The sequence below is a fragment of the Enterobacter sp. N5-15 genome (assembly GCF_057221635.1).
Window position 1 is genome coordinate 3,042,877 of record NZ_CM170150.1, and the last position, 12,419, is coordinate 3,055,295.

General features: G+C 57.2%; 8 protein-coding genes. 5 read left to right on the plus strand and 3 right to left on the minus strand.

The genetic code is table 11. The annotated features are described in order from the left end of the window. Positions 1-58: 58 nt before the first annotated feature. On the minus strand, positions 59-2,752 hold the full coding sequence (locus AC2TE5_RS14510; RefSeq protein WP_213327942.1) for a cation-transporting P-type ATPase: 2,694 nt from the start codon (positions 2,750-2,752) through the stop codon (positions 59-61). A gap of 47 nt (positions 2,753-2,799) precedes the next feature. Beyond that, positions 2,800-3,231, minus strand: a complete 432-nt coding sequence (locus AC2TE5_RS14515) for a universal stress protein (protein WP_028019628.1) — start codon at positions 3,229-3,231, stop codon at positions 2,800-2,802. Positions 3,232-3,627: 396 nt separating this feature from the next. Between AC2TE5_RS14515 and AC2TE5_RS14520 the strand changes: the two genes are divergently transcribed. Genes AC2TE5_RS14520 through AC2TE5_RS14530 form a run of 3 tightly spaced genes read left to right on the plus strand, consistent with a single transcriptional unit; the run spans position 3,628 to position 8,737 of the window. Beyond that, a complete protein-coding gene (locus AC2TE5_RS14520) occupies positions 3,628-4,713 on the plus strand; it encodes an efflux RND transporter periplasmic adaptor subunit (RefSeq protein WP_484611887.1) in 1,086 nt (361 codons plus the stop codon). Then, positions 4,713-7,775, plus strand: a complete 3,063-nt coding sequence (locus AC2TE5_RS14525) for an efflux RND transporter permease subunit (RefSeq protein WP_484611888.1) — start codon at positions 4,713-4,715, stop codon at positions 7,773-7,775. The genes AC2TE5_RS14520 and AC2TE5_RS14525 overlap by 1 nt, the downstream gene beginning before the upstream one ends. Then, positions 7,772-8,737: an acyltransferase gene (locus AC2TE5_RS14530; RefSeq protein WP_484611889.1), complete on the plus strand. Its 966-nt coding sequence runs from the start codon at positions 7,772-7,774 to the stop codon at positions 8,735-8,737. Before AC2TE5_RS14525 ends, AC2TE5_RS14530 begins: the two co-directional genes overlap by 4 nt. Here AC2TE5_RS14530 and pagP read toward each other — a convergent pair. Beyond that, positions 8,734-9,309: a lipid IV(A) palmitoyltransferase PagP gene (gene pagP / locus AC2TE5_RS14535; protein ID WP_213327946.1), complete on the minus strand. Its 576-nt coding sequence runs from the start codon at positions 9,307-9,309 to the stop codon at positions 8,734-8,736. The two genes, AC2TE5_RS14530 and pagP, sit on opposite strands and share 4 nt — an antisense overlap. 257 nt (positions 9,310-9,566) lie before the next feature. Between pagP and shiA the strand changes: the two genes are divergently transcribed. Beyond that, entirely contained in the window at positions 9,567-10,880 is a 1,314-nt protein-coding gene (gene shiA, locus AC2TE5_RS14540; protein ID WP_213328024.1) for a shikimate transporter, read from the plus strand. A 73-nt stretch (positions 10,881-10,953) separates the two neighbouring features. Continuing rightward, complete coding sequence (locus AC2TE5_RS14545; RefSeq protein ID WP_213327947.1) at positions 10,954-12,408, plus strand: AMP nucleosidase; 1,455 nt, start codon at positions 10,954-10,956, stop codon at positions 12,406-12,408. Positions 12,409-12,419 lie beyond the last annotated feature (11 nt).

A 12,419-nucleotide genomic window follows, 5' to 3' on the forward strand; every position in this document is an offset into this window, starting at 1 on the left:
TCCTGTGCTCAAAAAAAGAGAAAGCCTGGTCTCAGGCAGGCTTTCTCAGTTTACGCTATTACGCCTCGGTTTTGCGCCACCGGCGCGTCAGTACTTTCTCCGCCTCGACAATAAGGAACATCACAAAACCAATCAGCAAGGTGATGACCCAGTAGCGGAACGGCAGCGCTTCGGTGCCAAACAGCATCTGCATGAAGGGTGCGTAAATGATAAGAAGCTGTAGCGCCAGCAGTACGCCGCTCACGATCCAAATCCCTTTGTTCGCCAGCAGGCCTTTGCTCAACGAGAAGCCGTCATTAACGCGGCAGTTGAGCATGTAGAACCACTGCGCAGTGACCAGGGTTTGCAGCAGCACGGTGCGGATAAATTCCGCCGAGTAGCCGCGCGGCTGTAGCCAGGCCTCCAGCACGAAGGCGCTGATGGCAATCATCAGACCGACAAACACCACGCGCCAGATGGCATAGCCGTCCATCACATGGAGATTTGCCTTGCGCGGCGGCCGGTTCATGATGTCCTTCTCACCCGCTTCAAACGCCAGGCCAAACGACAGCGTTGCCGACGTCGCCATGTTCATCCACAGGATCAGGACCGGCGTCAGCGGGATCAGGTTCCCCGCCAGCAGCGCGATGATGATCAGCAGGGCCTGCGCGATGTTGCTGGGGATAACGAACAGAATGGTCTTTTTCAGGTTATCGTAAACCCGACGTCCCTCGTGCACCGCGCTGGCAATGGTGGCAAAGTTGTCATCCGTTAACACCATGTCGGCGGCTTCCTTGGTCACTTCCGTCCCCTTGATCCCCATGGCGATGCCCACATCCGCCCGCTTGAGCGCTGGGGCGTCATTTACGCCATCCCCGGTCATGCCCACGACTTCCTGCTTACTTTGCAGGGCCTGCACAAGGCGGAATTTATCCTCCGGGCTGGTTCGGGCGAAAATATCGTACTGCTGCGCGGCGTCGCTCAGCTGACGATCGTCCATCGCCTCCAGCTCACGTCCGGTGATAGCGCTTGCGGCGTTACCAATCCCCAACATTTGCCCAATGCTCATTGCCGTTTGCGGGTGGTCGCCGGTGATCATTTTCACGCGGATCCCGGCCTGCAGACAGTCGGCAATGGCGGTAATGGCCTCCGGACGCGGCGGGTCCATCATCCCTGCAATACCCAGCAGGATCACGCCATCATGCAGGTCCGGGTGATCCAGCTCGCGCTGCCCCTCGCGGGCAGGTTTCCAGGCCGCGGCCACCATGCGCAATCCTTCCCGGGCATACTCTTCAATCTTCCCTTCCCAGTAGGGCTGATCGAACGGCTGCAGTCCGTCATTCGTCTGCTGGTACTGGCAGAGGCGGAACAGGACGTCCGGCGCGCCGGTGATTAAAATCACCTCTTCATCACCCAGCCGGTACAGCGTGGACATGTATTTATACTGTGAATCAAACGGGATTTTACTGCGCATTTCGGTATCGAGCGGTGGGAGCGGGATTTTCGCCGCCAGCACCTTCAGCGCGCCCTCGGTTGGGCCCCCGGTGATTTTCCACAGCCCCTGCTCGTCTTTGATCAGCTGGCTGTCATTGCAGAGGTCAATAGTGCGCAGGTAGCGTTCCAGCAGGGAACCCTGCGTCACGCTGGCGGGCGTCGGGTCATCTACAGGGTGAATATTCCCCACCGGTTCGTAGCTGTCGCCCTCTACGCGATAGGTCGTGTCAGCGGTAATCACCGCTTTGACCGTCATTTCATTCATCGTCAGGGTGCCGGTTTTATCCGAGCAGATGACCGTCATTGCGCCCAGCGTTTCCACCGTAGGCAGCTTGCGAATAATGGCCTTGCGACGCGCCATGGCCTGTACGCCAAGCGAAAGGATGATGGAAATGATGGCCGGCAGGCCTTCCGGCACCGCGGCAACGGCGAGGCTGATAAGCGACAGCACCAGTTCAGAAACCGGCATATCCCGGAACAGGAGGCTAAAGACAAACAGCGCCACCATCATCACCAGGATAGTGATGAAGATGGTCTTACCGAGCTTGTCCATCTGCACCATCAGCGGCGTGCGGTGCTTTTCAATGTCGGACATCATCTGATTGATGTGGCCCAGCTCTGTCTCGCCCCCGGTTGCCACCACCACGCCTTTACCGCCGCCGGAGCTGACGGTGGTGCCCGAGTAGAGCAGATTATACCGGTCACCTAAGGGCAGTTCCCCGCTTAACGCATCGCTGTTTTTCTCAACAACGGTGGATTCGCCGGTCAGAATGGCCTCCTCCACGCGCAGGTTATGCGCTTCAATCACGCGCAGGTCCGCAGGGATACGATCCCCGGCGCGGATCACCACGATATCTCCCGGGACCAGCGCCGTCGTGGGGATCGTTTCATGATTCCCCTGTCGTACCACCACGGCTTCGCTGGAGAGCATATTGCGAATACTCTGCAACGATTTTTCAGCATTGCTCTCCTGGATATGGCCAATCAGCGCGTTAATGATGGCAACCCCAAGGATCACAAACATGTCTACCCAGTGGCCCATAAAGAGCTTAAGCAACGCGGCCACCAGCAGAACGTAAATCAATACGTCGTTAAAATGCGCCAGGAAGCGCAGCCAGGCGGGTTTGCCCTTTTTTTGCGGTAACGCATTCTCACCGTGCTGCTGAAGTCGGGCTGATGCCTCAGTGCCGCTAAGGCCTTCCAGGGTGGAGTGGATATTCGACAGGGTTTCGTCAACGGTTTGTTGATAATACGGACGTTCAGGTTTTCCTGTTTTCATCGTTCCTTCCTCAGGTTCTATTCAGAAATCACCTTGCTTCTCTGTAATTAACGAATAACGAAAACAGGAACATGTGCGTAACGAACAATACTTGCCGCCTCCGATCCTAACAAATGGGTTTGAATATTTGGATTTCGCGAGCCGACAATAATCGCGCCAGCAGCAAGTTCATCCGCCAGCTTAATAACCTCATCACGAACATTCCCGCTACGGACGTGGAGATGAACACGCTCTTCTGGCAGATTCAATTTTTTGACCAGGTCAGACAGCTTTTCTTTCGAATTATTAATCATATATTCATCCATTTTGCGCGCATCTGAAATAAAACCACGCGTCAGCTCGGCTGAAAATTTGGGCATGACGTGCAGCAAATGAATGTCACCCGATGCGCTTTGCGCCAGAAACTGTGCATGCTGCAACGCTTTATCCGCCAGGCTTGTCTCGTAGACATCCACCGGAACGAGAATGTTTTTATACATATCGAGCATCCTTTTTATAACCAACACGAGAGTGAATGAAGCAAAAAAACGCATTAAATGCAGGGGGTTGCCCTTAATGCCAGTTACGGTAAAAAAAGATGGATAACATTAAACGTAGCACAGGAATATCAGGTTTAGCGCTTACCCACTGATAATGGTTATTTAACATTTATCTTTTCGCCGACTATGCTCATAGTCAGCTACCGCTTCCTGCTCATGGAGGAATGTATGTATGGTTTAAGCCTGATTCGTCTGGGTATGTTTATTGCGCTTGCCATTATCGCCAGCACGGCGATTGGTTTATTTACCTATATGGTCGTCACTGTTCTGGCAGAATAGTGTCACCCCTGTCCAGGTTATGGAATAAATAAAACAGTTATTTATTAGGGGAATACAGTGAACCGCTACCTCTCTCTTTTACCGTTCGTTTTGTTAACGCTCACGGCGTGCGACCCGAAACCCAAGCAAGCCGCCCCCCTGCCCAGGATGGTAAAAGTGGCGGAGGTGACGGTTCCAGGTCACGACCAGCAGCGCATTTTTCCCGCACGCATTGAATCGGGCGATGCCACAGACCTTTCCTTCAAGCGCGCAGGTCAAATTGAAGCGCTCGATGTGCGTCAGGGCGCAGCCATCAAACAGGGGCAACAGCTTGCCAGACTGAACGCCCGTGAAGCCCAGCAGCGGGTTAACGACAGACAAACGGCGGCGACGCTGGCCCAGAGGCAGTTTGACCGCTTCCAGACGCTGGCGGGCCGCCAGGCGATTTCGAAAGCAGAAATGGACGTGCAGCGCGCAAACCGCGATTCGGCGAATGCGGCGCTGCAAATTGCCCGAGAAGAGCTAAACCAGATGACGCTCGTCGCCCCCTTCAGCGGGACGGCGGCAAGCGTGCACGTACGAAACCATCAGGTGGTGTCCCCCGGCCAGCCAATCGCGACGTTAACCCGCACCGACCTGCTGGACGTGGTGTTCAGCATCCCTGAAAACCTGTTTAAGACCTTTGATATCCGCAACGCGCAGTATCGCCCCGTGGTGAGAATTAACGCCATGCCGGATCGGGAATTTACCGCCGTCTACAAAGAGCACTCGGGCAGCAGCGACAGCAATACCCTGACCTGGCAGGTGATACTTACCATGCCGCGGCCAGATGATTTTCCCGCCGTCGGCGGCGTAAGCGGTACGGTGACCATCAATTTAACCAACCTCCCGGCTGGCGCGGACGCTCAGGCGCTGGTCGTCCCGGTTGAGGCAGTCTTTAACCCGAACAACAGCCCGCGCAACGAGCCGCACGTCTGGGTCGTAACGGGCGAAGGCGATGCGCTGCATCTGGAAGACCGCAAGGTCAGCGTGGGGCAAGTGAGTACCGAAGGCGTGGTGATTACCAGCGGGCTTAAGGCGGGCGAGCGCGTGGTGGCCGCAGGCGTTGGGGAGCTCCATGCTAACCAGCCGGTGCGTATCTGGACGCGTGAACGGGGACTGTAATGGATATCTCTCGTCAATTTATTAATAACCCTGTTCGCGTCTGGCTAACGATCCTGCTGCTGGGCATTGGGGGTATTTTCGCCCTGTTGAATATCGGCAGGCTGGAAGATCCCGCCTTTACCATCAAAACCGCAGTGGTGGTCACCCACTACCCCGGCGCATCCGCTCAGCAGGTTGAAGAGGAGGTGACGCTTCCGCTGGAGAATGCCCTGCAGCAGCTGCCTTATCTGGACAACGTGAGCTCCATCTCTTCAAACGGCCTGTCGCAAATCACCGTTAACATCGCTTCTCGCTATCACTCGAACGAGCTGCCGCAGATTTGGGATGAACTGCGCCGCCGGGTGGGCGATGCTTCGCGTCAGTTCCCGCCCGGCGTCGTCACGCCCTTCGTGAATGACGATTTCGGCGACGTGTTCGGCTTCTTCTTCGCCATTTCCGGAGATGAATTCAGTAATCCTGAACTGGTGAGATATGCGGAGCAGCTGCGCCGGGAGTTGATTCTGATCCCCGGCGTCGCGAAGGTCGCCATCGGCGGGGCCATTAGCCAACAGGTCAACATCGATATCTCCCTGACCAAAATGGCCGCGCGCGGCATTACGCTGAACCAGCTTTCCGCCCTGCTCAGCAGACTTAACGTCGTTTCCAGCGCCGGAGAAATTACCTCCGGCACCGAATCCATTCGCCTGCACCCGACCGGTGAGTTCGAGAATCTTGATGAACTGGCGGATATCATCATCACGCCTTCCGGCACCGGGGCGGCGACGCGTCTGCGGGATATCGCCACGCTGTCGCGCGGGCTGAACGAATCGCCAGCCAGTATCTACCATGCCAACGGCAAAAAAGCCGTTACCATGGGCGTCTCGTTTATTCCCGGCGTGAACGTTATCGACGTGGGCCACGCGCTGGAGGCGAAGCTAAACCAGATGTCGGCGGAAAAACCGGCGGGCATACAGATAGACCTGTTTTACGATCAGGCTGCCGAAGTGGGCCACTCCGTTAACGGTTTTATTATTAACTTCCTGATGGCGCTGGCGATTGTCATCGGCGTGCTGCTGATCTTTATGGGCGTACGCAGCGGGATCATCATCGCGTTCTCCCTCGCGCTTAACGTGCTGGGCACGCTGCTGATTATGTATCTGTGGGGCATTGAGCTGCAGCGCATCTCGCTCGGGGCGCTGATTATCGCCCTCAGCATGCTGGTGGATAACGCCATCGTGATTGTCGAAGGGGTGTTGATTGCCCGACAGCAGGGCTCCCCGCTGCTGACCGCCGTGAACTACATCATCCGCCGCTCCGCCCTGCCGCTGCTGGGGGCGACGGTGATTGCCATCCTGGCGTTTGCCCCTATCGGGCTGTCGCAGGATTCCACCGGGGAATACTGTAAATCCCTGTTCCAGGTGCTGCTAATTTCCCTGATGCTGAGCTGGTTTTCGGCGCTCACCCTCACCCCGGTGCTGATTAAGTGGTGGTTGTTTAAAAACGACAGCGCGCCCGATAAAACCGACGAGTCAGATCCTTACGATAAACGACTCTACCGCGCCTACCAGCGCCTGCTTAACACGCTGCTGCACCATAAGGCACCGACGCTCATTGTGATGGCTGCGCTGCTGGCAGCGTCTGTCTGGGGCTTCGGCGCCGTGCGGCAAAATTTTTTCCCGTCGTCTAATACGCCGATTTTCTTTGTCGACCTATGGTTACCCTACGGTACCGATATCAAGTGGACTGAGAAAATGACCAGCGATATTGAAAAAACGATCAATGGCCAGCCAGGCGTGGAGACCACCGTCTCAACCATCGGTCAGGGAAGTATGCGCTTTATTCTGACCTACAGCGGGCAGCGGCAGTACGGCAACTATGCGCAGATCATGGTGCGCATGGACGACCAGCGCAACATCTCCGCCCTGACGCGCCACGTGGACGAGTACATCGCGCGAAACTATCCGCAGGTCAACGCCAGCACCAAACGCGTTATGTTTGGCCCCTCCGGCGACAGCGCCATTGAGGTGCGCATTAAAGGCCCGGATCCTGACAGGCTGCGCCTGATTGCCAGCCAGGTGGACGATATTCTCACGCGCGACCCGGCCACGGGCAGCGTCAGGAACGACTGGCAAAATCGCAGCAAGGTGATCCGCCCACAGTACGTTGCCGCCCTGGGCCGCGAGCTTGGCGTAGATAAGCAGGACGTTGATAACGCGCTGGAGATGAATTTCTCCGGCAGTCGGGCGGGGCTGTACCGGGAAGGCAGCGACCTGCTGCCCGTGGTGGTGCGCCCGCCTGAGAGTGAACGGCTGGACGCCAATCACCTGAACAACGTGCTGGTGTGGAGCCAGACGCGGCAGCAGTATATCCCGCTGAGTAACGTCGTCAGCCGCTTCTCGCTGGAGTGGGAAGATCCGCTCATCCTTCGACGCGACCGCTCGCGGGTGCTGACGGTGCAGACCGATCCCGATCCGCTGAGCCAGCAAACCTCCGGGGACATTCTCGCCCGCGTGAAGCCGCAGATTGATGCCCTTCCCCTGCCACACGGCTACAGCATCGAGTGGGGGGGAGATGCGGAAAACTCCAGTGAAGCGCAGCAGGGGCTATTCACTACGCTACCTCTCGGGTATCTGGTGATGTTTGTTATTACGGTGCTGATGTTCAGCTCGGTTAAAAATGCCGTCGCCATCTGGCTGACCGTACCGCTGGCGCTGATTGGCGTGACGCCGGGATTTTTACTTACCGGCATTCCCTTTGGCTTTATGGCGCTAATTGGTCTGCTGAGCCTTAGCGGCATGCTGATCCGCAACGGCATCGTGCTGGTGGAAGAGATCGAACAGCAGAAAACGCAAAAGGATCAGCACGAGGCGATCGTGTACGCCGCGACCTCGCGCCTGCGCCCCATTCTGCTCACCGCGTTTACGACCGTACTTGGCCTGGCTCCGCTGCTGCTGGACGTTTTCTTCCAGAGCATGGCCGTTGTGATTATGTTTGGACTGGGGTTTGCTACAATCCTGACGCTGCTGGTACTCCCCGTTATCTATGCGTGTTTCCATCGTAAGGACGAAGCCAAACAACAATGAATGCGACAGGGCTGAACATTATCAAGACGCTGGGCTGTATGACGGCGGTGACTTTCTTTACCATCTACAACACCTGGGATCATTATGATTACGACTATCACTGGATCCTGGGGTTTTTAACCTTTATTTCGACCATCGCCACGCCGCTGTTTTTCGTTGTCGCGGGCTATCTCGACGGACAATCACGGCACGGCACCCGCTGGCAGCTGGGTAAAATTAAAAGTCTGGTGATTGTTTTTCTGTTCTGGATAACGATCTACTACCTGTGGGAGCCCTATCAGCGCGGGTATTTAATCCAGCCCTGGTTCGTGTTTGCGTTTGTGGTGATTTACACCTTCCACCCTGCGGTGGAGTGGCTGAGCCAGCGGCGAGCGCTGTTCTGCGGCGCGATTGCCGCCCTGCTGCTCTTTTCCTACGGATACGATCTGCTATCGGCGCTTTATCCTGAAACGCACGCCCTTTCGCTTTCACCGCAGTATCGGCTGTGGACGTGGCTGCTGTTTTACCTGACGGGGCAACTCTTCTGCGACCCGAAAGTCGCCGAGTGGATTAGCCGCAAAAATGTGGTCCGGGCAGCGGTTATCTCCATCCCGTTTATCTATCTCTTCACCTGGTTTTACGAGCGCCACTTCTTCTTCGCGCTGTTCAAGGCCGACAGAAACGCCTTTATTCTCACCGGCTCGCAGATCTACATCCTGATTGTTGCCCTGGTGATTGCGGCGAACGGCGTGCGCTTTCGCCGCAACGCTGAATTTAAGGAGTCCATACTGGCCGCCATCAGCAAAACGATGACCGGCGTGTACATTGTGCACTACTCGGTGTTTCATCTGCTGACGGCGGTGATACCGGTGACCTCTCTCGGTATGAAGCTGGCGCTGATTGTGCTCACGTTCGTCACCTCTGTTCTCTTCTCCATGCTGGTATTGTCTAACGCCGTGGCAAAAAAGGTGATCACCCTTTAAAAGCCTAAGCGCAGCCAGGCAAAGAGCACGTTGCCGTTGTTATAGGTTCCTGGAATATAGGTGAACTGGACGGTAACGCGCTTATACCCGGCCGAAAACAGCGGGAAGATGAACGGTAGCGGGACATAGTTTGCAAAATCATCTCGCGCCGTGATGCCCGCCGCGGCGCCGAGCCCAAGGCGGAAATCTTTGGCATCATCCAGATACCAGCCCTTCTCCCAGCCATAGCCCATCGCGGGCTGCCATTCGTTGTGCGAGTCCTTGAACATCATCGCGAACAGCGCGCTCCAGTTGCCCTCTTCGTTATAGCGGGAAACGCCCAGCCCGCCGCCCCACGGCATTTCATTATAATTGTCCGTTTTTTCTTTGTCGTACATAAAGCGAGCGTGCCAGCTCAGGAACGGCAGGTACAGGTCGTAACGTTGAGGCTCTTCCCAGGTCCGGGAGATATCATCCGTCAGCGCATTCCACCAGCCGCTGATGCGTTGCTCACCATAGACGTTGGGCTCCGCGTTAAGCGGTGCGACGTATAAAAACAGGACCATCCAGAATGCCGAAAAGGTGCGTTGCATCGTTATTCCCTCAGCTTAGGCCACGCAGCGGTATCTATAACTGTAATCCATTCAGCACTAACCGGAGCCAAACAGACTGATTTATCTCGAGGCAGGGGAAGATGAAATTTATTTATTCAGCGCCTTCCGGAAAGATAAAAACGTTTTCTCAGGCGTTTTGTCGCGGTAGTCTCATAGGTTCCGTTGATACGACGGCTGCTTTGTGAGTGACCTTTTCTTATACCAATAATTAAAAAATCAGTATGGACAGGACAACTATGGACTCCACCCTCATCTCCGATCGTCCCAACGAGGAGACACCTTCGCTCAATCGTGCCCGCCGCGCAGCCTTAGGCAGCTTCGCGGGTGCCGTCGTCGACTGGTATGATTTTCTGCTTTACGGCATCACTGCCGCCCTGGTGTTTAACCGCGAGTTTTTCCCTCAGGTCAGCCCCGCGATGGGCACGCTCGCCGCATTTGCCACCTTCGGCGTCGGCTTTCTGTTTCGCCCGCTGGGCGGGGTGATCTTCGGCCACTTCGGCGACCGTCTTGGCCGCAAGCGCATGCTGATGCTCACCGTCTGGATGATGGGGATCGCCACCGCGCTTATCGGTATCCTCCCCTCGTTTGCCTCTATCGGCTGGTGGGCGCCGGTACTGCTGGTCACCCTGCGCGCCATCCAGGGTTTCGCCGTCGGCGGCGAATGGGGCGGCGCGGCGCTGCTGTCCGTTGAGAGCGCGCCGAAGAACAGGAAAGCGTTTTACAGCAGCGGCGTACAGGTCGGGTACGGCGTAGGCCTGCTGCTTTCCACCGGGCTGGTATCGCTAATCAGCCAGCTCACCACCGACGAACAGTTCCTGAGCTGGGGCTGGCGCATTCCGTTCATCTTCAGCATCGTGCTGGTCATCGCCGCGCTGTGGATCCGTAACGGGATGGAGGAGTCGGCAGAGTTCGAAAAGCAGCAGGAAAAACCGGCCACGAACAAGCGTCTTCCGGTCATGGAAGCCCTCGTCCGGCACCCTGGCGCTTTTCTGAAAATTATCGCCCTGCGCCTCTGTGAACTGCTGACGATGTATATCGTCACCGCGTTTGCCCTGAACTACTCGACGCAGAACCTCGGTCTGCCGCGCGAGCTGTTCCTGAATATTGGCCTGCTGGTCGGCGGGATCAGCTGCCTGACAATCCCCTGCTTCGCGTGGCTGGCGGACCGGTTTGGTCGCCGTCGCGTTTACATCACCGGGGCGCTGATTGGCACCCTCAGCGCCTGGCCGTTCTTTATGGCGCTCGAGGCGCAGTCGATCTTCTGGATTGTCTTCTTCGCCATCATGCTCGCCAACATCGCTCACGATATGGTGGTGTGCGTACAGCAGCCGATGTTCACCGAGCTGTTCGGGGCAAGCTACCGCTACAGCGGCGCGGGCGTGGGCTACCAGGTCGCAAGCGTGGTCGGCGGCGGATTTACGCCGTTTATTGCCGCCGCGCTGGTGACCTTCTCCGGCGGCAACTGGCACAGCGTGGCGATTTATCTGCTGGCCGGCTGCCTGCTGTCGGCGGCGACGGCGCTGCTGATGAAAGAGACGAGCCACAGCTGATCTCCCTTTTGTTTCACAGGCGTGTGACATACTATCGGGTAGAGTCGCACACCTGTGGAACAAGGAGACAGAGATGAATAATAAGGGCTCCAGCCTGACCCCGGCTCAGGCGCTGGAAAAACTCGACGCGCTGTATGAACAGTCCGTCAACGCGCTGCGCGGCGCCATCAGCGAATATATCGAAACAGGGAAACTTCCCGATGAAAAGGCCAGAACCGAGGGCCTTTTTGTTTATCCATCACTCTCTGTGACCTGGGACGGCAGCGCCAGCACGACCCCGAAGACCCGCGCCTACGCCCGTTTTACCCACTCAGGCTGCTACAGCACCACCGTAACCCGCCCTGCACTGTTCCGCCCGTATCTTGAGGAACAACTCACGCTGTTGTACCAGGATTACGGCGCGCACATTCACGTTGAGCCCTCGCGGCATGAGATCCCGTATCCCTACGTGATTGACGGTTCGGCGTTAACGCTTGACCGCTCCATGAGCGCGGGGCTGACCCGCCACTTCCCGACGACGGAACTTTCACAGATTGGCGACGAAACGGCTGACGGGATTTATCACCCGGCAGAATTTTCTCCCCTGTCGCACTTTGATGCCCGCCGGGTCGATTTCTCCCTGGCGCGCCTGCGCCACTACACCGGTACGCCAGTCGAACATTTCCAGCCGTTCGTGCTCTTTACCAACTACACCCGCTACGTTGACGAGTTTGTCCGCTGGGGCTGCAGCCAGATCCTCGACCCGGAAAGCCCGTACATCGCGCTGTCCTGCGCGGGCGGGATCTGGATCACCGCGGAGACCGAAGCGCCCGAGCAGGCCATTTCCGACCTGGCGTGGAAAAAGCACCAGATGCCCGCCTGGCACCTGATCACCGCCGACGGTCAGGGCATCACCCTGATCAACATCGGCGTTGGCCCGTCAAATGCCAAAACCATTTGCGACCATCTGGCGGTACTGCGCCCGGACGTGTGGCTGATGATTGGCCACTGCGGCGGCCTGCGTGAAAGCCAGCTGATTGGCGACTACGTGCTGGCCCACGCCTATCTGCGTGATGACCACGTGCTTGATGCGGTGCTGCCGCCGGACATCCCAATCCCGAGCATCGCCGAAGTACAGCGCGCGCTGTACGACGCCACCAAAGAGGTGAGCGGCATGCCGGGTGAAGAGGTTAAACAGCGCCTGCGCACCGGTACGGTCGTCACAACGGATGACCGCAACTGGGAGCTGCGCTACTCCGCCTCCGCGCTGCGGTTCAACCTGAGCCGTGCGGTGGCCATTGATATGGAGAGCGCCACCATCGCCGCGCAGGGGTATCGCTTCCGCGTCCCTTACGGCACGCTGCTGTGCGTCTCCGATAAGCCGCTGCACGGTGAAATTAAGCTGCCGGGCCAGGCCAACCGTTTCTATGAAGGGGCTATCTCAGAGCATCTGCAGATTGGTATTCGCGCCATTGATTTGCTGCGGGCAGAAGGCGACAAGCTCCATTCCCGCAAGCTGCGCACCTTCAACGAGCCGCCGTTCCGCTAATAACGATAAGG

What these genes read in the sequence shown, in the direction of transcription:
- AC2TE5_RS14510 (WP_213327942.1), bottom strand. Translation starts at nt 2,752, where the DNA reads ATGAAAACAGGAAAACCTGAACGTCCGTATTATCAACAAACCGTTGAC.
- AC2TE5_RS14515 (WP_028019628.1), bottom strand. Translation starts at nt 3,231, where the DNA reads ATGTATAAAAACATTCTCGTTCCGGTGGATGTCTACGAGACAAGCCTG.
- AC2TE5_RS14525 (WP_484611888.1), top strand. Translation starts at nt 4,713, where the DNA reads ATGGATATCTCTCGTCAATTTATTAATAACCCTGTTCGCGTCTGGCTA.
- AC2TE5_RS14530 (WP_484611889.1), top strand. Translation starts at nt 7,772, where the DNA reads ATGAATGCGACAGGGCTGAACATTATCAAGACGCTGGGCTGTATGACG.
- pagP (WP_213327946.1), bottom strand. Translation starts at nt 9,309, where the DNA reads ATGCAACGCACCTTTTCGGCATTCTGGATGGTCCTGTTTTTATACGTC.
- shiA (WP_213328024.1), top strand. Translation starts at nt 9,567, where the DNA reads ATGGACTCCACCCTCATCTCCGATCGTCCCAACGAGGAGACACCTTCG.
- AC2TE5_RS14545 (WP_213327947.1), top strand. Translation starts at nt 10,954, where the DNA reads ATGAATAATAAGGGCTCCAGCCTGACCCCGGCTCAGGCGCTGGAAAAA.